General features: G+C 72.5%; 25 protein-coding genes and 1 tRNA gene. 10 read left to right on the top strand and 16 right to left on the bottom strand.

Annotated features, from left to right (window positions below; translation table 11 throughout):
- The first annotated feature begins 111 nt into the window (after positions 1–111).
- A complete protein-coding gene (locus ITJ55_RS11715) occupies positions 112–423 on the top strand; it encodes a hypothetical protein (protein ID WP_194595470.1) in 312 nt (103 codons plus the stop codon).
- Positions 424–471: 48 nt separating this feature from the next.
- On the opposite strand, the gene ITJ55_RS11710 is transcribed toward ITJ55_RS11715, so the two are convergent.
- The 3 genes from ITJ55_RS11710 to ITJ55_RS11700 all read right to left on the bottom strand — a co-directional run bounded on the left by ITJ55_RS11710 (position 472) and on the right by ITJ55_RS11700 (position 2,022).
- Complete coding sequence (locus tag ITJ55_RS11710; RefSeq protein WP_194595469.1) at positions 472–945, bottom strand: MarR family winged helix-turn-helix transcriptional regulator; 474 nt, start codon at positions 943–945, stop codon at positions 472–474.
- On the bottom strand, positions 942–1,181 hold the full coding sequence (locus tag ITJ55_RS11705) for a hypothetical protein (RefSeq protein ID WP_194595468.1): 240 nt from the start codon (positions 1,179–1,181) through the stop codon (positions 942–944). The genes ITJ55_RS11710 and ITJ55_RS11705 overlap by 4 nt, the downstream gene beginning before the upstream one ends.
- 127 nt (positions 1,182–1,308) lie before the next feature.
- Entirely contained in the window at positions 1,309–2,022 is a 714-nt protein-coding gene (locus ITJ55_RS11700) for a general stress protein (protein ID WP_228498136.1), read from the bottom strand.
- Positions 2,023–2,136: 114 nt separating this feature from the next.
- On the opposite strand from ITJ55_RS11700, the gene ITJ55_RS11695 reads away from it, so the two are divergent.
- Complete coding sequence (locus ITJ55_RS11695; RefSeq protein ID WP_194595467.1) at positions 2,137–2,874, top strand: HAD family hydrolase; 738 nt, start codon at positions 2,137–2,139, stop codon at positions 2,872–2,874.
- 33 nt (positions 2,875–2,907) lie between these two features.
- On the opposite strand, the gene ITJ55_RS11690 is transcribed toward ITJ55_RS11695, so the two are convergent.
- Positions 2,908–4,308 (bottom strand): NtaA/DmoA family FMN-dependent monooxygenase, encoded by a 1,401-nt coding sequence (locus ITJ55_RS11690; RefSeq protein WP_194595466.1) that lies wholly within the window; start codon positions 4,306–4,308, stop codon positions 2,908–2,910.
- A 67-nt stretch (positions 4,309–4,375) separates the two neighbouring features.
- Positions 4,376–4,978: a TetR/AcrR family transcriptional regulator gene (locus ITJ55_RS11685; protein ID WP_056262639.1), complete on the bottom strand. Its 603-nt coding sequence runs from the start codon at positions 4,976–4,978 to the stop codon at positions 4,376–4,378.
- A gap of 118 nt (positions 4,979–5,096) precedes the next feature.
- Here ITJ55_RS11685 and ITJ55_RS11680 point away from each other — a divergent pair, with 118 nt between their 5' ends.
- Genes ITJ55_RS11680 through ITJ55_RS11650 form a run of 7 tightly spaced genes read left to right on the top strand, consistent with a single transcriptional unit; the run spans position 5,097 to position 12,502 of the window.
- A complete protein-coding gene (locus tag ITJ55_RS11680; protein ID WP_194595465.1) occupies positions 5,097–6,227 on the top strand; it encodes an ABC transporter substrate-binding protein in 1,131 nt (376 codons plus the stop codon).
- Between the two features lie 2 nt (positions 6,228–6,229).
- Complete coding sequence (locus tag ITJ55_RS11675; RefSeq protein WP_194595654.1) at positions 6,230–7,081, top strand: ABC transporter ATP-binding protein; 852 nt, start codon at positions 6,230–6,232, stop codon at positions 7,079–7,081.
- On the top strand, positions 7,074–7,988 hold the full coding sequence (locus ITJ55_RS11670; protein WP_228498132.1) for an ABC transporter permease: 915 nt from the start codon (positions 7,074–7,076) through the stop codon (positions 7,986–7,988). Before ITJ55_RS11675 ends, ITJ55_RS11670 begins: the two co-directional genes overlap by 8 nt.
- The gene (locus ITJ55_RS11665; RefSeq protein WP_194595464.1) at positions 7,988–8,884 is read left to right on the top strand and encodes an ABC transporter permease; all 897 of its coding nucleotides are present in this window, start codon (positions 7,988–7,990) and stop codon (positions 8,882–8,884) included. Before ITJ55_RS11670 ends, ITJ55_RS11665 begins: the two co-directional genes overlap by 1 nt.
- Positions 8,881–9,915: a nucleoside hydrolase gene (locus ITJ55_RS11660; protein WP_194595463.1), complete on the top strand. Its 1,035-nt coding sequence runs from the start codon at positions 8,881–8,883 to the stop codon at positions 9,913–9,915. The genes ITJ55_RS11665 and ITJ55_RS11660 overlap by 4 nt, the downstream gene beginning before the upstream one ends.
- Positions 9,912–10,988, top strand: coding sequence for an adenosine deaminase (add, locus tag ITJ55_RS11655; protein ID WP_370544139.1), 1,077 nt, complete (start codon positions 9,912–9,914; stop codon positions 10,986–10,988). The genes ITJ55_RS11660 and add overlap by 4 nt, the downstream gene beginning before the upstream one ends.
- Positions 10,985–12,502, top strand: coding sequence for an 8-oxoguanine deaminase (locus tag ITJ55_RS11650; RefSeq protein ID WP_370544138.1), 1,518 nt, complete (start codon positions 10,985–10,987; stop codon positions 12,500–12,502). The genes add and ITJ55_RS11650 overlap by 4 nt, the downstream gene beginning before the upstream one ends.
- 495 nt (positions 12,503–12,997) lie before the next feature.
- Here the strand turns inward: ITJ55_RS11650 and ITJ55_RS11645 are convergent.
- The 10 genes from ITJ55_RS11645 to rplU all read right to left on the bottom strand — a co-directional run bounded on the left by ITJ55_RS11645 (position 12,998) and on the right by rplU (position 20,584).
- Positions 12,998–13,073, bottom strand: a tRNA-Ala gene (locus tag ITJ55_RS11645).
- 441 nt (positions 13,074–13,514) lie between these two features.
- Complete coding sequence (gene rsfS, locus ITJ55_RS11640; protein WP_194595462.1) at positions 13,515–13,928, bottom strand: ribosome silencing factor; 414 nt, start codon at positions 13,926–13,928, stop codon at positions 13,515–13,517.
- A 61-nt stretch (positions 13,929–13,989) separates the two neighbouring features.
- Complete coding sequence (locus ITJ55_RS11635) at positions 13,990–15,234, bottom strand: hypothetical protein (RefSeq protein WP_194595461.1); 1,245 nt, start codon at positions 15,232–15,234, stop codon at positions 13,990–13,992.
- Complete coding sequence (gene nadD, locus ITJ55_RS11630; RefSeq protein WP_082486850.1) at positions 15,231–15,857, bottom strand: nicotinate-nucleotide adenylyltransferase; 627 nt, start codon at positions 15,855–15,857, stop codon at positions 15,231–15,233. The genes ITJ55_RS11635 and nadD overlap by 4 nt, the downstream gene beginning before the upstream one ends.
- 17 nt (positions 15,858–15,874) lie before the next feature.
- Positions 15,875–16,096: a hypothetical protein gene (locus ITJ55_RS11625; protein ID WP_056262610.1), complete on the bottom strand. Its 222-nt coding sequence runs from the start codon at positions 16,094–16,096 to the stop codon at positions 15,875–15,877.
- A 38-nt stretch (positions 16,097–16,134) separates the two neighbouring features.
- The gene (locus tag ITJ55_RS11620) at positions 16,135–17,403 is read right to left on the bottom strand and encodes a glutamate-5-semialdehyde dehydrogenase (protein ID WP_194595460.1); all 1,269 of its coding nucleotides are present in this window, start codon (positions 17,401–17,403) and stop codon (positions 16,135–16,137) included.
- 80 nt (positions 17,404–17,483) lie between these two features.
- Entirely contained in the window at positions 17,484–18,299 is an 816-nt protein-coding gene (gene proB, locus ITJ55_RS11615; protein WP_194595459.1) for a glutamate 5-kinase, read from the bottom strand.
- On the bottom strand, positions 18,296–19,846 hold the full coding sequence (gene obgE, locus ITJ55_RS11610; protein ID WP_194595458.1) for a GTPase ObgE: 1,551 nt from the start codon (positions 19,844–19,846) through the stop codon (positions 18,296–18,298). Before obgE ends, proB begins: the two co-directional genes overlap by 4 nt.
- A gap of 144 nt (positions 19,847–19,990) precedes the next feature.
- The gene (gene rpmA, locus ITJ55_RS11605) at positions 19,991–20,257 is read right to left on the bottom strand and encodes a 50S ribosomal protein L27 (RefSeq protein ID WP_194595457.1); all 267 of its coding nucleotides are present in this window, start codon (positions 20,255–20,257) and stop codon (positions 19,991–19,993) included.
- A gap of 18 nt (positions 20,258–20,275) precedes the next feature.
- Positions 20,276–20,584, bottom strand: coding sequence for a 50S ribosomal protein L21 (gene rplU / locus ITJ55_RS11600; RefSeq protein ID WP_194595456.1), 309 nt, complete (start codon positions 20,582–20,584; stop codon positions 20,276–20,278).
- A gap of 165 nt (positions 20,585–20,749) precedes the next feature.
- On the opposite strand from rplU, the gene ITJ55_RS11595 reads away from it, so the two are divergent.
- Positions 20,750–21,022: a DUF4031 domain-containing protein gene (locus ITJ55_RS11595; protein WP_194595650.1), complete on the top strand. Its 273-nt coding sequence runs from the start codon at positions 20,750–20,752 to the stop codon at positions 21,020–21,022.
- Positions 21,023–21,061: 39 nt separating this feature from the next.
- On the opposite strand, the gene ITJ55_RS11590 is transcribed toward ITJ55_RS11595, so the two are convergent.
- Positions 21,062–22,474 (bottom strand): hypothetical protein, encoded by a 1,413-nt coding sequence (locus ITJ55_RS11590; RefSeq protein ID WP_194595455.1) that lies wholly within the window; start codon positions 22,472–22,474, stop codon positions 21,062–21,064.
- Positions 22,475–22,483: the final 9 nt, after the last annotated feature.

The raw sequence follows: 22,483 nt of genomic DNA, 5'->3' as shown, positions 1-22,483 counted from the left end.
CCCGCGCCTCCTGCGCTCGTCGGCCGGCACGCCGAGGAGGCGCGGCGAACGCACAGGCGTCCGTCACGTCCCGTTCACGCCCCGGCCGCCCGCGGGGTGGAGCATCGACGCATGATCTCGCTCAGCGCCCTCGTGAAGCCGAAGGACGGAATCCACTCGGTCCGCCTGCTCGAGAAGAGCCTCCGCGACCACTACGAGAACGTGCCCGTCAGGGACCACCAGTACCTCGTCCGCTTCGCCGACGGGCCCGCCCTCGTGACCGACGAGCTCGCAGGGCTCAGGGTCGACGTGGTCGTCTCGGACGAGCGGGCCGCCGTGCACTTCCGCGAGGCGCTCGCCGGCGAGATCGCGACCCGGGTGCTCGGTCGCACCGTCGACGTCGTGTGGTCGCGCTCGGCGACCGTGCCCGCACCGCTCCGCTGACGCGGCTCCGCAGCGGCGGGCCCGCCCGGATGCCGGCCGGTGCCGAGCTCACGCCGGGGCGACACCTCCGTCGGCGTCCGCCGCGACGATCAGCTTCGTCATCGTGCGATGCAGCACGACGAGCTCATCGCGGGTCACCCCGAGCCGGGCCATCATGCGCCCGGGGATGCCCTCGGCTTCACTGCGCAGCGCGGCACCCGTCGGGGTCAGTTCGATCGACAGCGCCCGCTCGTCGTCGGCCCGTCGCCCGCGGGTCAGCAGACCCTGCGCCTCGAGCCGCTTGAGCAGCGGACTGAGCGTGCCCGGGTCGAGCCGCAGCAGACGGCTGAGCTCGCGACCCGACAGCGGGGCGTGCTGCCACAGGGCCAGCATGACGAGGTACTGAGGGTGCGTCAGGCCGAGCGGCTCGAGCACCGGTCGGTAGGCCGCGACGACGCCGCGCGACGCGACCGAGAGCGCGAAGCAGATCTGGCTCTCGAGCTCGAGCGGGTCGGCGGACGGAGGCGCGACGGCGGCGCTCATGCCCGCGGCACCGGGCAGTGCACCATGGTGCGGACGCCCGTGCGGTCGACGACGTGCTCGTCCATCGGCGCACCACAGAGGGGGCACACCCCGCCGTGCTGCGGAGCGACCGCCGGAGCCTCGTTCTTGAACCCCAACTGCGCGCCGCCGATGTAGGGACGCAACCGGGCGTTCATCCGCTCGACCAGGTCGCCGAACCTGCTGCCGTGCTCGTGGTGTCGCTCGGGTCTCGTCATGATGCTGAGTGTACCAACCATTGGTACACCAACGAAAGCCGACGGAGGCGCCACACACGACCGCGCCCGCCCCGACGAACGGGACGGGCGCGGATCGGCCGAGCCGAGGAGGCGCGGGTAGCGCCGGTCAGGCGACCTTGCGTCCCTGCGCCAGCGTCTGGTGCGCCCGGGCGGCGAGTTCGCCGCGGACGAGCACCTCGTACCGGCCGGCCTCCATCGTGCGGACCGACGAGAAGTCGCGGCGACCGCGCAGCATCTTGTGACCGACGAAGCCCCACAGGGCTCCCCACAGGGCACCGAGGCCGACGGCCACGAGCAGGACGCCGATCCACGCGCCGGTCGGGGCGAAGATGCCGAACAGCAGGCCGAGCAGCAGACCGAACCAGGCGCCACCACCGGCGCCACGGCCGGCGGCCTTGCCCGAGGTCAGTCGGCCCGAGACGTTCTCGACGGTGCGGATGTCGTGCCCGACGATCGACACGCTCTCGACGGGGAACCCCTCGTCCGACAGCAGGTCGACGGCGGACTGGGCGTCCTCGTACTTCGTGAACGAGGCCAGCACCTGCGGGTAGCCCGCACCGGCGAAGGCGCCGATGCCGCCGGGGCCGGGCGTGCCGGTCGTCGGGGTCGTCTGCGGGCCGGGCTGCGCGTAGCCGGGCTGACCGTACGGCGCACCCTGCGGGGGCAGCTGCTGGCCGGGTGCCTGCTGGCCGGGCGTCGCGCCGCCCTGCTGCCCCTGCTCGGGCGTGGCCTGCGGGCCGGCGCCCTGCGGCGCGTACTCGCCGTACGCGGGGCGCGGGCGGTCGTCGGGGGTGGGCGTGGTGTCCTGCTCGTTGCTCATGGACCCGTTCTATCGCGCCGACGCACGCGCGGAGGGAATGCACAGGCGGCCCACAGCATCCCTTGGCCCGCTCCCAGTCCCGCCGACTCCGGCCCGGTGCGGCAGGATCGAGGGATGACCACCACCCACGTCCTCGTGCTCGACTTCGACGGGACCGTCTGCCTGGGCGACGGCGCCGTCCTGACGTACGCGCGCCTCCTCGACGAGGCGCTCGGGGCGACCGACGTGCGGCACCCGCCGCGGCTGGTCGAGGCCGTGCTGGCGCGGTTCGTCGGCAGCCCCCTCGCCGACGAGCCCGAGGGCGTCGACGCGGCCACCGCGTACGGTGAGGGCTCCCCCGACGGGTACGTCGTCGCCGAGCGGGTCTCGCGGGCCCTGGGCGTCGACGACGCGGCGCGTTCGACCGCCTACGCCGGGGCCCGTGCGGCCCTCGCCGAGGGTCACCTCGAGATCTCGGCCCCCGACGGGCTCGCCGACCTGCTCGACTCGCTCCCCGACGGCGTGCGCGTCGTGCTCGTGACGAACTCCCCCGAGCACGGCGTCGTGCAGCCGCTCGAGCGGCTGGGGCTCGCCGACCGCGTCGACGAGCTCGTCACCGACGCGCGCAAGCCGGCCGGCCTGCCCGCCGTGCTCGACCGGCTCCGGGCCGACGCGGGCCTCGCCGACCGACCCGACCGCCTGCTCAGCGTGGGCGACATCTGGCCGAACGACCTCGAGCCGGCCGCGGCGCAGGGGTCGCCGACGGCCCTGGTCGAACGCTTCGCCGCCCCGGACGCCCGGCCGACGCACCGGGCGGCGACCCTGCCCGAGCTGTACCCGGCGATCCGCGCCTGGGCGACCCGCACCTCCTGAGGCCTGCGCGCCCCGAGGCCTGCGCGCCCCGACTCAGACCGTCGCCGGCACCACCGCGAAGCGGGCACCCGGGTGGTCGGCCGACAGGTGCGGCCCGGGTCGACCGAGCATCTGCTCACGCAACGTGCCCGTGGCGGGCTCGGCCGGCATGCGACCGCGGCGGCGGAGTTCGGGCACGACGAGCTCGGCGAAGTCCGCGAGGTCGGCCGTGCCGAAGATCGGCTCGAGCAAGAACCCGTCGAGGTCGGTCTCGTCGACCAGGCGCTCGAGCTCGTCCGCGACCTCGACGGGGTCGCCGACCAGCTGCAGGCCGCGGGTGCCCTTGCCGCGCAGGTCGTCGAGGATCTCGCGCACCGTCGGCGCAGGCGAGCCGTCCTTCGGCAGGAAGCGGTCGATGTTGCTCTGCCCCATCTGCCCGACGGGCCCGCCGTCGTCCTGCAGTTGGGTCAAGTCACGTGACGGGTCGAGCGAGAGCAGGTCGATGCCGGTGTTGCCCGCGTAGAGCACGGCGACGACCTCGTCGGTCTGCAGGTCGTCGAACTCCTTGCGCAGGGCGACGGCCTCGTCGTGGGTCGGGGCGACCGTGACCGTCAGCCCGACCATGATCTTGACCGACTCGGGGTCGCGGCCGAGGGCGGCCGCCTTGGCCCGGATGTCGGCGACGTTCGCCGCCGTCTTGGGCACCGTCGTGCCCTGCACGAAGACGCACTCGGCGTTGCGGGCGGCGTAGGCGCGCCCGCGGTCCGAGGTGCCCGCCTGGAACAGCACCGGCGTGCGCTGCGGTGAGGGCGCGACCGTGAAGTAGCCCGACGACCGGAAGTGCTCGCCCGCGAACTCGACGCGGTGGATGCGGTCGCGGTCGGCCAGGACGCCCGCCTCGGCGTCGCCGCGGAACGCGCCGTCCTCCCAGCAGCCCTCCCAGAGGGTCATCGCCAGGTCGACGTACTCGTCGGCCTGGTCGTAGCGGGCGTCGTGGCCGCGCATCTCGTCGTGGCCGAACAACTCGGCGACGGTGTTCTGCGAGGCACCCGTGACGATGTTCCAGCCGATGCGCCCACCGGTCAGGTGGTCGAGGGTGGCGAAGCGGCGCGCGGACTGGACGGGGTGGTCGAGCCCGGTCGACGAGGTGACGACGAAGCCGAGCCGCTCGGTCTCGCGGGCCAGAGTCGGGATCAGCAGCGCCGGGTCCATGCCGGGGAAGTTGATGCCGCCGCGGGCCGCCGTCTCGGGCAGGTCGCCGTCGATCGACGGGTAGCCGAAGCCGTCGGCGAAGAACAAGAAGTCGAAGCCGGCCCGATCGAGCAGCTTCGCCATGCCGATCCACAGGTCGAGCCCGTGGTAGCCGAGCGAGTCGCTGCGGGGGTGGGACCAGCTGAGGGTGCCGCCGACCTGGGGGCCGGCGACTTCGAACACACCGAGACGGATCTGCTTCATGCCGTCAGTGAACCGGATGGTTCACCCGGAGTCCAGCCACGAAACGAACTGTTAATACGACGGGTCGTCAGCGGGTGACGGCCGCGGCGGACCGGACGCGGGCGACCAGCGCCTCGGTGGCCTCGACGGCGGCGCGGTCGACCGCGGCGCTCGACCCGGCGCTGAGCAGCGTGGCCTGGAAGCCACGCCAGAGCGCGACCGTCTCGTGCGCGAACGACTCGGCCCGCGCCTCCTCGACGCCCTCGGCGCGGTACGCCGCCGCCACCTGCCCCACCCACTCGGTGCCGATGTCGCCGAGCAGCGACGCGTAGCGCTCGCGGTCGAAGCTCGCGAGGCCGAACACCTCGAAGAACAGCCGGTTGAACGGCTGGTTGACGGGGTCGGACACCGTCCGCCAGACGGCGAGGAGGCGCTGGTCGAGCGGCAGGTCGGGCCCGGCCAGGTGGTCCACGACCCCGACGATGCCCGGGAACCGCCGTTCGGCGCCGTGCAGCGCAGCCACGACCAGTTCTTCTCGGCTGCCGAAGTAGTACAGCAGCATGCGGTTGTTCGAGCCGACCGCCGTGGCCAGGCCGCGGAGGGTGAGCTGGCCGACGCCGTTCTCGAGCACGTGGTCGACGACGCGCTCGAGCAGTTCGGCCCTCTTGTCGGAGGACTCGCGCGTGGCCATGCCCCCGAAACTAACGCGTCCTCAGGTCGGCGACGACGGCAACACGTCCGAAACGACGATGAAACAGTCCGGGTCTAGCTTTTCGACACCTCACCCGAACAACCCTCAGGAGACCCCCATGAGCCCCCTCTCCGTACCTTCCGCGTTCCGTGACTCGTCCCTCGACCGCCGCGGGTTCTTGCGCCTGGGCGGTTCGGCCGCACTCGTCGTCGGCACGACCGCCCTGCTCGCCGCCTGCACCGACTCGTCGGCCGGCACGGGCGCGGCGACCGGTGGCGCGGCGTCCGGCGGGGCCTTCGGCACCATCGCCGTGCAACTCTCGTGGATCAAGAACATCGAGTTCGCCGGCGAGTACTTCGCCACCGAGAAGGGCTACTACACCGACGCCGGTTTCAGCGAGGTGACGCTGCTCGCCGGCGGCGGGCAGACCGGAGCCGAGGAGGCGCTGCTCGCCGGACAGGCCAAGGTCGGCTTGTCGTCGGCCTCGCTCACCGGCCCCTCGGTCGCGCAGGGCGCGGCGCTCAAGATCATCGGCACGACGTTCCAGAAGAACCCGTTCTGCCTGCTCTCCCTCGAGGAGGGGAACCCGATCCGCACCCTGGCCGACCTCAAGGGCAAGAAGATCGGCGTGCAGTCCGGCGGCAACCAGACCATCTTCGAGGGGTTCCTCAAGGCCAACGACATGACCCTCGACGACGTCGAGCTGGTGGCCACGCAGTACGACATCGCCCCGCTCGAGACGAACGCGTACGACGCGCACATGTCGTACATCACGAACGAGCCGATCCTCGCGAAGATGGACGGCTTCACCCCGGTCGTGCTGGGCTTCGCCGACAACGGGCTGCCGTTCGTCGCCGAGACCTTCACCGTCACGCAGGACACCATCGACAATGAGCGCGACATGCTCAAGGCCTTCCTGGTCGCCGAGATCAAGGGCTGGACCGACGCGGTGAAGAGCCCGGAGCAGAGCGCGAAGTACGCCGTCGAGAAGTACGGCAAGGACCAGGACCTCGACGTCGAGGAACAGACGGCCGAGGCCGAGGCGCAGAACACGCTGATCCTCACCGAGGACGTCAACGCCAACGGCCTGTTCACGATGACCGACGAGCTGGTCGCCGAGAACATCGCCTCGCTCAAGGCCATGGGCACCGACGTGTCGGCCGACGACCTCTTCGACCTCAGCATCATCACAGAGGTCTACGAGGAGAACCCCGACCTCATCACGACCTTCACGATCCCCACGACATGACCATGACGGACGGCACCACGACCGCGACGGCGGCGCTCACCACGGCGACGGGCGACCCCGCCGGACGACCCGAGCTCGCCACGGGCATCAACATCCAGGGGCTGACCAAGTCGTTCCAGCTCGGCCGGAAGAGCGTGCAGGCGCTGACGCAGATCGACCTGGGCACCAAGAAGGACTCGTTCCTCAGCCTGCTCGGCCCCTCGGGCTGCGGCAAGTCGACCATCTTGCGCATCCTCGCCGGGCTCGAGACGCCCACGTCGGGCAGCGTCGTCATCAACGGCAAGACCGCGGCCGAGGTGCAGCGCGGCCACGAGACGGGCATCGCGTTCCAGGACTCGGCCCTGCTGCCCTGGCGCAGCGTCGAGAACAACATCCGGTTGCCGCTCGAGGTCGCCGGGCTCACCCCCCCGGCCGGCCTGATCGACGACCTGATCGACCTCGTCGGCCTGAAGGGCTTCGAGAAGGCCAAGCCGGCGCAGCTGTCGGGCGGCATGCGGCAGCGCGTCTCGATCGCGCGCTGCCTCGCCGTGCAGCCGACCATCATGCTGCTCGACGAACCGTTCGGCGCGCTCGACGACATGACGAGGCAGCGCATGAACGTCGAGCTGCTGCGCATCTGGGGCGAGAAGCCCGCCACCACGCTGATGGTGACGCACGGCATCAGCGAGGCCGTGTTCTTGTCCGACGTCGTCGCCGTGATGAGCGCCCGTCCGGGCCGCATCGCCGAGGTGGTCGAGATCGACCTGCCGAGGCCGCGCCTGCCCGAACTGACCCGCACGCCCGAGTTCCACGCGTACGTCGACCGCATCTCCGAGATCCTGTTCGGCTCGCACGGGGCGGCGGCCGATGACTGACCTGCACACGTCGCCGCGCGAGACCGCCGAGCGCGAGGTCGAGGCCGAGCTGGGTCAGAGCGTCGCCCTCCAGGCCGAGACCGCGCGGGGCCGTGAGCGACGCTCGGTGCTCGGCTCGATGGCGGCGGCCCCTCCGTGGGTCGGCGCCCTCGTCGGCATCGTGCTGATCGTCGCGATCTGGCAGGTCGTGGCCGTCACGCTGTTCTCGGTGACCGGGTCGGTGCCCCCACCCGGACAGGTGCTCGTCCAGCTCGTCACCGACCTCAGCGACCTCGTCTACTGGCGCGCCATCGGCGCGACCGCCGGCAGCGCGGCGTGGGGCTTTCTCTGGGGCAACCTGATCGCGTTCGCGCTGGCCTTCGCGGTGCTGCTCGTGCCGTGGTTCGAGGGCCTCTCGACCCAGCTCGCCGTGGGCTGCTCGTGCATCCCGCTGACCGCGATCGCGCCGATCGTCACGCTCATGTCGCCCGCCGGCGGCCGGACGACGTCGATCTTCCTGGCCGCGCTCAGCGTGATCTTCACCACCGTGATCGGCACGCTGCTCGGCCTGCGGGCCGCGAGCGAGACCCAGCTCGACGTGATCACGGCCTACGGCGGCTCGCGGTGGACGCAGCTGGTCAAGGTCCGGCTGATCGCCGCCCTGCCCAGCATCCTCGCGGCGCTGAAGCTGGCGGCACCCGCGGCGTTCCTCGGCGCGGTCCTCGGCGAGTACTTCCTCATCGGCGTCGACCAGGGCCTCGGCATCCTGTTGCTCGCGGCGCAGGCCACGGCGGCGTCGGTCAAGCTCTGGGCGCTGGCCCTGATCTCGGGCGGCATCGCCGGGATCGCCTACTTCGTCATCGGGCGGATCAGCCGACTGGTCACGCCCTGGTCGGCGGGCGACAGCCGCGCCGGAGAGGGGTTCTGATGGCCACGATCCTGCCCACGGGCACCGGCACCCGCGTCACCGCACCCGCGGTCTCGACCAGCGCCTCCTCGACGGCCCGGTTCGTCCTGCGACGCATCGGCCGCACCGTGCTGACGATCGCCGTCTCGGCGATCATCCTCGGCATCCTGTGGAACCTCGCCATCGTCGTGCTGCAGGCCAATGCGTTCATCGCGAAGACCCCGGCCGACGTGTTCCGCTGGTTCTTCGTCGACTCCGAGCTCAGCCAGACCACGGCGGCCGACAACCGCGTGCACATCGCCGGCCTGCTCGGGGTGACCCTCTGGCACGCCGCGATCGGCTTCGTCTTCGGCGTCGGCGGTTCGCTGGTCGTGGCGATCGTCTTCACGCTGATCAGACCCGTCGAGTTCATGTTCATGCCGATCGCCATGCTGCTGCGCACCGTGCCCCTGCTCGCGATGGCCCCCGTCATCTACCTCGTGCTGGGCAACGGCATCGTCACCGCCGGCTTCATCGGCGGCGTGGTCGTGTTCTTCCCGTTGCTCGTCAACCTGACCCTCGGCTTCCGCTCGGTCAGCGCCCAGTCGGTCGACCTGATCCGGGTCTACGGCGGCAGCCGCTGGACGATCATGCGCAAGGTCGCGTTCCCCACGGCCCTGCCCTACTTCTTCGCCTCGATGCGCATCGCCGTGCCGGGAGCCATCACCGGCGCGATGCTCTACGAGTGGCTCTTCACCTACGAGGGCCTGGGCGCCGCCATCACGGCCGCCAAGTCGCAGTCGCAGTACGGCGAGATCTGGGCGATCGTCGTGCTCATCACGCTCGTCTCGATCGTGCTCTACACGATCACCACCTTCGTCGAGACGGCGGTGCTCGCCAAGTGGGGGCCGAACGCCGGCAAGGCGACCGCGTCGTGACGGGCCCCCGTGTGACGGGCCCCGGCGTCACGGGCCCCAGCGGGACGCGCCGCGTGCTGGTCGACACCGACACGGGCATCGACGACGCCCTCGCCCTGCTCTGGCTCGCCGCGCAGCCCGACGTCGAGATCGTCGGCATCACGGCCGTCTACGGCAACTGCGTCGTCGACGACGCCCTACGGAACATCGGGCACGTCCTGAGCCTCGTCGGACTCGACGACGTTCCCGTCGCCCGAGGTGCCGACGGGCCGCTCGAGGCGGAGGCGCACATCGCGCACTACGTCCACGGTCACGACGGTCTCGGTGACGTCGTCGCCGACCGGCCGCTCCCCCGCGTTCTGCTCGACGTCCCGGCGGCGGAGCGGCTCGTCGAGGTCGCCCGGGCGTCCCCGGGCGAGATCGACCTGCTCACCCTGGGGCCGCTCACGAACGTGGCCCTGGCGCTGCGAGCCGAACCGCGCCTCCAGACGCTGTTCCGGTCGGTGACGATCATGGGCGGCAGCGGGCCGTTCCCCGAGCTCGGCCGGACCGACATGGTCGACGCCAACGTCCAGAACGACGGCCCGGCCGCGCGCGAGGTGTTCACCGCGCCGGCCGGCTCGCGCCTGATGGTCGGCGTCAACGCGACCTCGCAGGTGATCACCGAGGAGTCCCACGTCGCCGCCCTGCGCGACTCGGGCACGCCGACCGGCACCTTCGCGGCCGACGTCCTGGCGACCTACCTCGACTTCTACCGCAACGCCTGGGGCCGCCGGGTCAGCCCCGTGCACGACGGCCTCGCCGCCGCCCTGATGGTGCACCCCGAATGGATCGCCGAGAGCGTCACCGGCCCCGTCGGCATCACCCACGACGGCTTCGCGACGCGGGGCCGCGTGCTCGTCACGCCCGACGGCGCCGCGACGGACTGGCGACCCGACGGGTCGGCACCCGACGACGACCCGTCGACCCACACGACGGCGGTCACCGCCGTCCGCACCGACCTCTTCCTGCCGTCGTTCGTCGACGCCCTGATCCACGGAGCCCGCTCGTGACCACCACCTCCCCCACCGACGCAGCCCGCGCCTCCTCGGCGTCCGCCCCCTCGCCAGCCGACGCCGCGGTGCGCGACCGGCGCGACCTGCGCGACCGGCGCGACCTGCGCGCCCTGCCCAAGGGCCACCTGCATCTGCACATGGAGGCGGCGGTCCGTCCGGACTCGCTGGCCGAGATGGCGGCGTCGTCGGGCGTCGTCGTGCCGATGCCGACCAGCTTCGGCGACTTCAGCGAGTTCAGCGCCACGTACCAGGGCATGCTCGTGGTCCTCGCCGAGAGCGAGAACCTCTTCCGCCTGATCGACGAGGCGATCGAGGACTGCGCCGACGAGGGTGTCGCCTACGTCGAGTTCGGGGCGAGCCCGCAGTTCTACGTCGCGACCTTCGGGTCGCTCGACGCGTCGCTGCGGGCCATGCTCGCGGCCTGCGCCGAGAGCGGCGAGCGGTGGGGCGTCGAGGTCGGCCTGATGATCACGGTCGACCGCACCGAGAGCGTCGAGGCCGCGAACGAGCTGGCCCACCTGGCCGCCACCTACGCCGACCGCGGCGTCGTCTCGCTCGGCCTGGCCAACGACGAACGTGGCAACCCGGCGGCGCGCTACGAGGAGGCGTTCCGCATCGCTAAGCACGCGGGGCTGCTCTCGACGCCGCACGCCGGCGAGCTCGCCGGGCCGGACCAGATCGAGGAGGCGCTGGACGTCCTCGGCGCCGACCGCGTGCTGCACGGCGTGACGGCCGTGCACAGCGAGACGCTGATGGCCCGCCTGGCCGCCGAGGGCGTCTGCCTCGACGTGTGCCTCACCTCGAACGTGCTGCTGTCGGTGATCCCGACGATCGAGGACCACCCGCTGAAGCGCCTGGTCGAGGCCGGCGTGCGGTGCTCGATCAACGCCGACGACCCGATCCTCTTCGGCCCCGGCGTCCTCGCCGAGTACGAGCTGGCCCGCACGACCCTCGGGCTCACCGACGCCCAGCTCGCCGCCTGCGCCCTGAGCTCGATCGAGTGCTCGGGGGCGAGCGACGAGCTCAAGGGCCGGGCCGCCGGCGAGATCGCGGCGTGGCTCGCGGCGTGACTCGCGACGGGACTCGCGACGGGACGCGCGGCGTGACGGCACCGGGCCTGACCGGGCCAGACCTGTCGGCCCCGGTGCGGCGGCTCGTCGTCGAGGGTGCCCATGTCGCGACGGTCGACGCCCACGACACCGAGCACGCCGGCGGGCACGTCGTCGTCGACGGATCGCGCATCGTCGCCGTGGGGCCCGGGCCCGCCCCCGCGTGGGCCACGGCCGGGCTGGCCCCACCCGGGTCTGCCCGCGGTTCGGCGACGGGGTCGGGTTCGGGTTCGGCGACTCCGGATGCCGCGCCGATCCCGGTCGAGCGCGTCGACGGCCGAGGCCACCTGCTCACGCCAGGTCTGGTGAACACGCACCACCACCTCTACCAGTGGCTGACCCGCGGCATCGCGCAGGACTCCATCCTGTTCGACTGGCTCGTCGCGCTCTACCCGACCTGGGCGCGCATCGACGAGCCGCTCGTCGAGGCCGGGGCCGCCGCCGCGATCGCCGTCCTCGCCCGGTCGGGCTGCACGACCGTCGGCGACCACCACTACGTCTTCCCGGCCGGCTCGGGCGACCTGCTCGGCGGCATCGTCCGGGCGGCCGGCACGGTCGGCGTCCGCCTGCACGCCACGCGGGGCTCGATGGACCTCGGCCGGTCGCAGGGCGGCCTGCCCCCGGACTTCGCCGTCGAGACGACGGACGTCGCGCTGCGCGCCAGCCAGGAGGCGGTGGCCCGGTTCCACGACCCGTCCGGCGACGCGCGGGTCCAGATCGCGATCGCGCCCTGCTCGCCGTTCTCGGTGACGCCCGACCTGCTGCGCGAGGCCGCGGTGCTCGGCCGACAGCTCGGGGTCCGGCTGCACACCCACGGCTCGGAGACCGTCGAGGAGGACGCCTTCTGCCTCGAGCGCTTCGGCCGCACGCCGACCCAGTACCTCGAAGACCTGGGCTGGCTCGGCGACGACGTCTGGATGGCGCACTGCGTCCACCTCGACGACCACGCCGTCGGACGCTTCGCCGCGACGGGGACGGGCGTGGCGCACTGCCCGTCGTCGAACGGACGCCTGGCCGCGGGCATCGCGCCGATCGCGTCGCTGCTGGCGGCCGGGGCGCCCGTGGGCCTCGGCGTCGACGGTGCCGCCTCGAACGAGTCGGGGCAGCTCGGCACCGAGATCCGCCAGGCGGTGCTGTTCGGGCGGCTGCGCTCTGGCGCCGACGCGTTCTCGGTGCGGCAGGGCCTGCGCCTGGCGACGATCGGCGGCGCGCGCGTGCTCGGCCGGGACGCCGACCTCGGCTCGATCGAGGTGGGCAAGCTCGCCGACCTCGCCCTCTGGCGGGTCGACGGCGTCGAGTTCGCCGGCATCGCCGACCCGGTCGCCGCGCTCGGGCTGGCGTCCCTGCCGCCGCTGGCCCGGCTGTGGGTCGGCGGCGACTCCGTCGTCGTGGACGGCGCACTGGTGCACGCCGACCAGGGCCTGCTCGCCGAGGGGGCGGCGCGCGCGTCTGCGGAGCTGCGCGCCCGCGTCTGAGCCGACCCGCGCCTCCTGCGCCCGTCGGCGTGCGCCTTGCGTGCTCGGGCGGCCTGGCCTGGCCCTGCCTGGCTGGCCCGTCTGGCCTGCCTGCCCTTCCTGCCCTGCCTGCCTTCCTGCCCTGCCTGCCTTCCTGCCTGCCTGCCTTGCCTGCCTGCCCTGCCTGCCCTGCCTGCCCCGCCCGCGCTGCCTGCCTGCCTGCCCTGCCTGCCCCGCCCGCGCTGCCTGCCTGCCTGCCTTGCTTGCCTGCCCTGCCTGCCCCGCCCGCGCTGCCTGCCCCGCCCTGCATGCCCGGCCTGCCCTGCCCTGCCCCGCCCGCACTGCCCCGCCCGCGCGGCCCGATCAGCCCGCCACGAGGTAAACACCCCGCCACGATTTCGCGTGGCGGGGTGTTTACCTCGTGGCGGCGTGCGGCCGTCACCTGGGCCGCGGGCCCGGCAACGACGAAGGCCCCTCACGAGGAGGGGCCTTCGGTGCTTCTGGTGGAACCCGTTCTGGTGGATCTGAGGGGACTCGAACCCCTGACCCCCTGCATGCCATGCAGGTGCGCTACCAGCTGCGCCACAGACCCAGAACTGCCGCCCCTGGAGGTTTTCACCCCGTCGGAAGCAACTCGTCTACATTACTACATTTTTCGAGCCCGCAAGTTCACCCCTGCCCGAGTCGACCGGCAGGCGTTCTGGCGGTGCAGGCGAGCCCCCGCCCCGCGCTGGCCACCCTGCCCCGAGATGCCGTGGTGGCGCGTGGCCGGAGCCGGGCAGGTCACGACGCCAGGACGTGGTCACCGCACCAGGCGAAGACCTGGCGCAGTGTCCATCTCCTGGCGCGGTGCCCACCACCTGGCGCGGTGCCCACCACCTGGCGCAGTGTCCACCACCTGGCGCAGTATCCACCACCTGGCGCGGTGCCCCGGGCGCCCCGCCACGCGCGATGCCGCCCACCCCGAGAGGTGAGCGGCATCTCGTGACGTCGCGCCGAGGCGGACGGGAGGAGCCGAGGAGGCGCGGGTCGGCTACGCCTCGGCCGGTGCGTCGACGGCCGCGTCGTCGGACGCGTCGGCCGACTCGGTCAGGACGTCGAGCGGGATCGTCGGGCAGTCGCTCCAGAGGCGCTCGAGTGCGTAGTACTGACGGTCCTCGTCGTGGAAGACGTGGGCGACGACGTCACCGAAGTCGAGCAGCACCCAGCGACCCTCGGCGCGACCCTCGCGGCGGAGGGTCTTGACCCCGGCCTCGAGCATCTTGTCTTCGATCTCGCCGGCGATGGCGACCACGTTGCGTTCGCTGCGGCCCGTGGCCAGCAGGAACACGTCGGTCAGGGGCAGGGGGCCGGAGACGTCAAGGGCGACGAGGTCGTCGGCCTGCTTGTCGTCGGCCGCGCGTGCGGCGATCTGCAGCAGCTCGATGGCACGAGGGGTGGCTGTCACGTGTTCCTTAGGGGTAGGTGGTGATTCGGGCCGACCGGGGTCGGTTCGGGTGGGTCGGGCCTCAGCCCAGCACCCCGGTGGCGAAGCCACCGATGATCAAGCCGATGATACCGAGGCCCACCACGCCGCCCGAGATCCCGAGGATCAACGGCAGGTGGGTGCCCTTGGGCTGCGACGCGGCGAGCACGACCGCCCGGGTGGACGTGTGGGTGCTGATGGCGCGGCTGGCCCGCACGGGCTCGGCGTCGCTCGAGGCCTGCTCGGCGTCGCCCTGCTCGAGGATGCGGTCCATGTCGGAGTTGTCGATGCGGGCCTGCGAGCCCGTCGACGCCAGGCTGCGGGGCAGGTCGATCGACCCCGTGATGATGATCTCGCCGGTGGCGTTGAGGGCACCGGTCACGTCGGCGACCTGGGCGTCGGTGAGGATGAGGGCGTTCTGCTGCCCCGTGCTCGTGCCGAGCTGGCGACCGGGGACGGACTGCGCGTCGGGCTCGTCGGACTGGGCCGACCAGTGGCCCGGCGGCACGACGGGCACCACGTCGGACGAGTCGTCTCGACGGTCGTCCGTCACCGCGTTCGACGCGCGCGGCGCCGACGTCGTCGGCCGCGACGACGCAGGAGGCGCGCTCGGCGAGGACTGCGGCCCACGACCCTGCTCGTCGGACAGGGCGAAGGGGAACACCGTCGGCGTCGACGTCGGGGCGGGTGCCGAGGCGGCCGGAGCCGCTAAGGGGGTCTGGCCCGTCCGACGCGGGCCGGGCGCGACGTCCGACGCATCGTCGGCCGACGACGGGCGGGGGGCGGGCGCCGACGCCGGACGGGCATCGGCCGACGACGAACCGACCGGTGCCGACGTGGGCCGAGCCGCCGCGGGGGCGATCTCGTCGACCGTGTTCAGCGCGTCGGCCAGCGGGCGGCGGGGTTCGGGGGCGGGGGCCTGCAGCGGCACCGGTGACGCGCCACGGCTCTGGTCGGCGTCACGCAGCGCGCGCATCTGTCGGCGGGTGAGGCCGGTGCCGGGGTCGACGACCGAACCCGGGGCGGGCGGCGGGACGTCGGGTCGAGCCACCGTCGAGGGGACGGGGGTCGGCAGCGCGTCATCACTCGTCGAGGCCGCCGCCGAGCGCGGAGCCGGCATCGGCTCGGGCGACGAGGTCGGCTCGGGAGTGGGAGCCGGCTCGGCCGCGGACGCCGACGCGGGCACCACGGGCACGGCACCCGTGACGGCCCGACCGGCCTCGCGGGCGCGCTCGAGGTCGCGGATCTGTCGCCGGGTGAGGGGCGGCTGACCGTCGGACGTGCTCATGAAACGCTCCGATACAGATGGTGCTTGGAGATGTACTGGACGACGCCGTCGGGGACCAAGTACCACACCGGAAAGTCTCGACCCACCCGGGCGCGGCAATCGGTCGACGAGATGGCCAGTGCGGGGACTTCTAGCAAGCTTACGTCGCTCTCGGGCAAACCGCTAACGCTGAGGTCGTGCCCCGGGCGCGAGACGGCGACGAAGTGGGCGAGGTCCCAGAGCTCTTGGACGTCCTTCCAGTCGAGGATCTGCGCGACGGCGTCGGCCCCGGTGATGAAGAACAGCTCGGCCGTCGGACGAAGCCGGCGGATGTCGCGCAGGGTGTCGATCGTGTAGGTCGGGCCCTCACGGTCGACGTCGACGCGACTGACGGTGAAGGTCGGGTTCGACGCGGTCGCGATGACCGTCATGAGGTAGCGGTGCTCGGCTTCGCTGACCTCGGGTTTCATCCACGGTTGACCGGTCGGCACGAACACGACCTCGTCGAGGTGGAACGACTGCGCGACCTCGCTGGCCGCGACCAGGTGCCCGTGGTGGATCGGGTCGAACGTGCCGCCCATGATGCCGACACGGGGTCGCCTGACCCCTTCGCCGTCGGGCACGGACGTGCCCGCAACGACCATCTCGGAGGCCTTCGCCGTCAGTGGTTCTCGGGGTGACCGAACTCGTCGATCGGGCCGTCGTGGTGGGCGAGCTTGCTGGCCTTGCGCACCGAGCGGTTCGCGACGTCACGGTAGCTGAACACGACGTAACCGAGAGCCAGGAACGCGAGGGCGAAGACGCCGGCGATGACCGGGGCGGGTGCGATCAGCGGCGCGAGTTCTTCGTGGGCTTCGGCGAGCAGCAGCGAGGCGTCGAGCATGGGTTCTCCCGTTCAGGCGATGACGATCGACGCTCAGTCTACCCGCGCACCTGGCCCCGGCCCCGCACGACCCATTTGCTGCTCGTCAGCTCGGCGAGCCCCATCGGGCCGCGGGCGTGCAGCTTCTGCGTCGAGATGCCGACCTCGGCCCCGAAGCCGAACTCGCCGCCGTCGGTGAAGCGGGTCGAGGCGTTCACCATGACCACGGCGCTGTCGACCTCGGCGAGGAACCTCTCGGCGGTCGCGAGGTCGTTGGTGACGATCGACTCGGTGTGGTGGGTCGACCACCGGGCGATGTGCTCCATCGCCTCGTCGACGTCCGCCACGACGCGCACGGCGAGGTCGAGCCCCATGTACTCGGTCGCCCAGTCGTCGTCGGTCGCGGGCACGCCGTCGGGGAACACCTCGAGGGTGCGCTCGTCGCCGTGGATCGTCACCCCGGAGGCGCGGAGGGCACCCAGCACCGGCGGCAGCAGGCGCTCGGCCGCGTCGCGGTGCACGAGCAGCGTCTCGAGGGCGTTGCACACGCTCGGCCGCTGCACCTTGGCGTTCTGCACGATGTCGACGGCCCAGGTCTCGTCGGCGCTGGCATCGAGGAAGACGTGCACCACGCCGGCCCCGGTCTCGATGACCGGCACCTTCGACTCGCGGACGACGGTGTCGATCAGCTCGGCGCTGCCGCGCGGGATCAGCACGTCGACGAGCCCCCTGGCCCGCATCAACTCGCCGGCGCCGTCGCGGCCGAACTCGTCGATGGTGACGACCGCGTCGGCGGGCAGGCCGACGCCGGCCAGCGCCTCGCGCATGACCTCGACCAGCACGCGGTTCGACTGCTGCGCCGCACTGCCGCCCCGCAGGACGGCGGCGTTGCCGCTCTTGAGGGCGAGCGCCGCGATGTCGACCGTCACGTTGGGCCGGGCCTCGTAGATCGCCCCCACCACGCCGAAGGGCACGCGGACCTGGTCGAGGCGCAGCCCGTTCGGCAACACCTTGCCGCGCACCGACTCGCCCACCGGGTCGACGAGCGAGGCCACGAGCTCGGTGGCCGACGCGAGCCCGGCCAGCCGGTCGGCGTCGAGACGCAGGCGGTCCTGCAGCGAGGCACCGACGCCGTTCTCGCGGGCGTTCGCGAGGTCGAGCCCGTTGGCCTCGACGATGCGGTCGGCGTTCGCGACCAGGGCGGCGGCGATCGCCCGCAGCCCGTCGTCCTTGCGGTCGGCGGTGGCCGTCGCGAGCACGCGAGAGGCGGCCTTGGCCGCGGTCAACTTGTCGGTGAGCGACGGGGCCGGGGCGGCGATGAGCGACATGGACGAAGCCTATGCCGCGCCGCCCCCGTCCCGCGAGGGCCGCGGTCCACGCATCGCCCGTCGGCCACGGGAGGCTCGGGTCAGGCCGAGCGCTCGGCCGCCGACGTGGCGTCCGCCGCCTCGAAGAACGTGCCGACGTGGTCGCCGGCGAGGGCGCGGGCGACGTTGCCGGTGCTCGTCACGAGCACCGGGGTGCCCGCCTCGGCCGCGAACCGGGCCGCCGCGACCTTCGTGCCCGCGCCTCCCGTGCCGACCCCGGCCGCACCGGCGGCGCCGAACGTGACGCCGTCGAGGTCGTCACCGAAGGGCACGTCGACGATCTTCACGGCGCCGGGCTCGTGCGGCGGGCGGGTGTAGAGCGCGTCGACGTCGCTCAGCAGCACGAGCGCGTCGGCACCGATCAGCTGCGATACGAGGGCCGCCAGCCGGTCGTTGTCGCCGAACCGGATCTCGTGGGTGGCGACCGTGTCGTTCTCGTTGACGATCGGCAGGATGCGCAGGTCGAGCAGGCGCTCCATGGCGCGCTGCGCGTTGCTGCGGTGGGTCGCGTTCTGCATGTCGCCGGCCGTCAGCAGCACCTGCCCCGCCACGATGTCGTAGCGGCGCAGGCTCTGCTGGTACCGGTAGATCAAGACGTTCTGCCCGACGGCGGCGGCCGCCTGCTGGGTCGCGAGGTCGGTCGGCCGCGCGTCGAGCCGCAGGTGCGGCAGACCGGTGGCGATGGCACCGGACGACACGAGGACGACCTGGGCGCCGCGACCGTAGGCCGTGGCCAGGGCGTCGACCAGCGGCTCGATCTGGCCCGCGTTCTCGCCGCTGATCGACGACGAGCCGACCTTGACGACGATGCGGCGGGCCGTCGCGAGGCCGGCGCGGTCGACGACGCCCCCGGTCACGCCCGCTCGTCGCCTTCGGCCTCGTCGCCCTCTTTCACGAGGAACCCCTCGTCGTCGGTCCACAGGCCCGCGGCACGCTCACGCTGCAGCTCGGCCCGGGCCTCGGCCTTGGCGTCCATGCGCTCGAAGTACTCCTCGCGACGCTGGTTGCGGGTCGGGCGGTCGTTCTGGATCAGACGCGGGTCGGTGCCGCGGGCACTCGTCATGAGCTCGGCCGTGGACGTCAGCGTGGGCTCCCAGTCGAAGACGATGCCGCCCTCGGGGCCGATGACGACCGTCGAACCGGCCTGCGCCCCGGCCTTGAACAACGCGTCCTCGACGCCGATGGCGTTGAGCCGGTCGGCGAGGTAGCCCACGGCCTCCTCGTTGTTGAAGTCGGTCTGCACGACCCAGCGCTCGGGCTTCTGGCCGAGGATGCGGTACACGTTGCCGTACGTGCCGCCCTCGACGCGGATGACGAAGGGCTTCTCGTTGACGGCACGCGGGCGCATGACGATGCGAGGAGGCGCGGGTCGGGCCGCGATCTCGGCCCGGCTGGCCTCGACCACCTCGGCCAGGGCGAACGACAGGTTGCGCAGCCCCTCGTGGCTGACGGCCGAGATCTCGAACACGCGGTAACCGCGGGCCTCGAGCTCCGGCGTGACGAAGTCGGCCAGCTCACGCCCGTCGGGCACGTCGACCTTGTTGAGGGCGACGAGCTGGGGACGCTCGAGCAGGGGCTTCTGCCCGTCGGGGACGGGGTAGGCCTCGAGTTCGCGCAGGATGACGTCGAGGTCGGTCAGCGGGTCGCGTCCGGGGTCGAGGGTCGCGCAGTCGAGCACGTGCAGCAGGGCCGAGCAGCGCTCGACGTGACGGAGGAACTCGAGCCCGAGCCCCTTGCCCTCGCTGGCGCCCTCGATCAGGCCGGGGACGTCGGCGACCGTGTACCGCGTGTCGCCCGACTCGACCACGCCGAGGTTGGGGTGCAGGGTCGTGAACGGGTAGTCGGCGATCTTCGGCTTGGCTGCCGAGAGGGCTGCGACCAGGCTCGACTTGCCGGCCGAGGGGTAGCCGACCAGGGCCACGTCGGCGACGACCTTGAGCTCGAGCAGCACGTCGCCGGCCCAGCCGGGCGTGCCCAGCAGCGCGAACCCGGGGGCCTTGCGCTTCGTCGACGAGAGGGCCGCGTTGCCGAGGCCGCCGATGCCGCCCTCGGCCGCGACGTAGCGCATGCCCGGCTCGACCATGTCGATCAGCTCGACGCCGTCGGCGGACTTGACGACCGTGCCGACGGGCACGACGAGCTCGAGGGTCTCGCCGTTGGTGCCGGCCCGGTGGTCGCCCATGCCGAAGCCGCCGTTGTCGCTCGAGCGGTGCGGCGCGCGGTGGAACCCGAGCAGGGTCGTGACGCCGGTGTCGCTGACGATCACGACGTCGCCGCCGTGACCGCCGTTGCCGCCGTCGGGGCCGGCGAGCGGCTTGAACTTCTCGCGCTTGACCGACACGCAGCCGTTGCCGCCGTTGCCGGCGCGGAGGTGGAGGGTCACTTGGTCGACGAATGTGGCCATGAGGTGCTTGATCTCTTTGTCTGTGCGTGCCGGTGCGAGCTGCCCGGGTCAAACACGTCTGGGGCGAGCAGGATGCTCGCCCCAGACGGTGCGACCCTCGAGGGGCCGCCGATGCGGGTCGGGTGCCGACGCCGCGTGGTCGTGCTAGACCGTCGCCGTCTCGGCGGCGACGATGTTGACGACCTTGCGGCCGCCCTTGGCGCCGAACTGGACCGAGCCGGGGGCGAGGGCGAAGAGGGTGTCGTCGCCGCCGCGGCCGACGTTGACGCCGGGGTGGAAGTGGGTGCCGCGCTGGCGGACGATGATCTCGCCGGCGAGGACGACCTGGCCGCCGAAGCGCTTCACGCCGAGGCGCTGTGCGTTCGAGTCACGACCGTTGCGGGTGGACGATGCGCCTTTTTTGTGTGCCATGTGTTCTCAGCCCCTAGCTCAGTTGATCGAGGTGATCTTGACGCGGGTCAGGTCGGCACGGAACCCCATGCGACGCTTGTAACCGGTCTTGTTCTTGTAGTTCTGGATGACGATCTTCGGGCCGCGCAGATCGTTCAGGACCTCCGCCGTCACGGTGACCGAAGCCAGGGCGTCGGCCGCCGAGGTGACGGTGTCGCCGTCGACGTGCAGCACGGCGGGGAGGGTGATGGAGTCGCCCTCGGCAGCCTTCAGGCGGTCGAGGGTGACGATCGTGCCGACCTCGACCTTCTCCTGACGACCACCGGCGCGCACGACTGCGTAGACCATGACTGTTCCTTAAGAGTTGGGGGTGCACGGCGCAGAGCGACCTCGGGTCGGCGCGCACCAACCGCCCATCGTACAGGGGGCTGCCGAGAGCGTCAACGCGTCGCCCGGCCCGCTCACGGGCACCCGCGACCCCGACGGCCGGCGACGACTAGCATCCAGGGCGTGATCCTGATCGACGACGCCGTGTGGCCCGCCCACGACACCCTCTGGGCGCACCTGGTCAGCGACGCCTCGTACGACGAGCTGCACGACTTCGCCGCGCGCCACGGCATCCCCCGGCGCGGCTTCGACCACGACCACTACGACGTGCCCGAGTCGCGACGGGCCGACCTGATCGACGGGGGCGCCGTCGCGGTGCCCGGCCTCGAACTCGCCCGGCGCCTCGAACGCAGCGGCCTGCGGGTCTCGCAACGGGTGAAACGTGGCCTGACGGCCTGACGGCCTGACGCTCCACGACCCGACCGGCTCACGGCGCGGTCACCAGGCGGTGTCGAACCCGTCGTAGCTGGCCACCACCGCCCCCGAGGCGACGTCGACGATCGTCGTCGTCACCCCGTCGGCCACCGGGTCGATCGTGTACGAGTAGTCGGTCGGGGTCGTCGCCTCGCCGACGGACTCGACCGCGAGGTACTGCCCGTTGGGCGAGACGCCGAAGCCCTCGATCACGCCCGTCGCGCTGGGCGGCTGCCAGAGCGTCCGCGACGTGGCACCGTCGTCGGCCACGACGAGGGTGCGGTACGTCAGGCCGTCGTCGGACGGCACCGACACCTGCTGCACGACGTGGTCGGCGTCGAGGGCCACCAGCGGCCCGGCGAACGGCAGGACGCCGTCGACCGGAGCGGGGGCGCGGGGACGCTCGTCACCCGTGCCGAGGTCGACCACCATCGACGCGAGGCTCGACGCGGCGATCACCGTCGTCCCGTCGAGCGAGACGCCCTGCAGCAGCGAATAGCTGCCGAGCGGCCGGACGGGGTCGACCCCCGAGAGGTCGATCACGCTGACCGAGTCGTCGACGGCCTGCACGACGACGTCGTCCTCGCCGGGCACGAAGGCCCAGTCGGTCGGCTCGACGGGCTGACCGGCGAGCGAGAGCACCGGCGTCACGGTGCGCGCTCCCTGCAGGGGCAGCGTGTACAGGGTCTCGACGTCGGACCCCGTCGGCCGGAACGAGAAGGCAAGCGTCGTGGTCGCCTCGTCGGCCGCGAAGCGCGTGATCAACCCCGGCTGCTCGGGCACGGGCAGCGTCTCGACCGCCGCGCCGTCGAGCGACACGAGGCTGAGGACGCTCTGGGCCCCGTCGTCGGTGACCACCGCGACGGCCGAGTCGAAGACCTCGAAGGCCTGGATGCGCGGAGCCGACCACACCGTCTCGCGGTCCGAACCCCGCAGCCCGGCCCGTTCGATGCGGTCGTCGGCTCCGCCCGTGCCTCGCACGAGCCGGTACAGCGTCGCCGGGGGCGTGCTGAACCGCGCCTCCAGGGTCGAGGTCTGGCGCTGGTAGACGCTCGAGACGCCGTCGACGGTGACCCGGTAGTCGGTGTCGTAGTCGAGCCGGTCGGTGAAGGTGACGGCGACGACGTCGCCGGAGGTCTGCACCGTGAACGGGGCCGCCGGCGAGACGACGACCTGCGACGCGTCGACGTGCGAGACGGCCTGGTTCGCGAACACCCGCAGCTGCTGACCCGGGCGCTCGACGGTCGCCGACGCGTCGACCTGGGTGTCGCTCACCCTCGGACCCTGGAAGTACGTCAGCCCGCCGAAGGCGGCGCAGACCACCGCGAGCACCGTGACGACGGCGATCCAGCGGGTGCGCCAGCGCGCCTGCGCGTCGCGGGCGTCCTGTTCGGTGAGGAACACCGGGTCCGAGGCGAACGGGTCCGGCGTCGCCACGCCAGTCGC

Origin of the sequence: Frigoribacterium sp. VKM Ac-1396 (assembly GCF_015350895.1) — a bacterium.
Taxonomy (GTDB): Bacteria; Actinomycetota; Actinomycetes; order Actinomycetales; family Microbacteriaceae; genus Frigoribacterium.
This window is presented reverse-complemented; position numbering and strand designations above follow the sequence as displayed.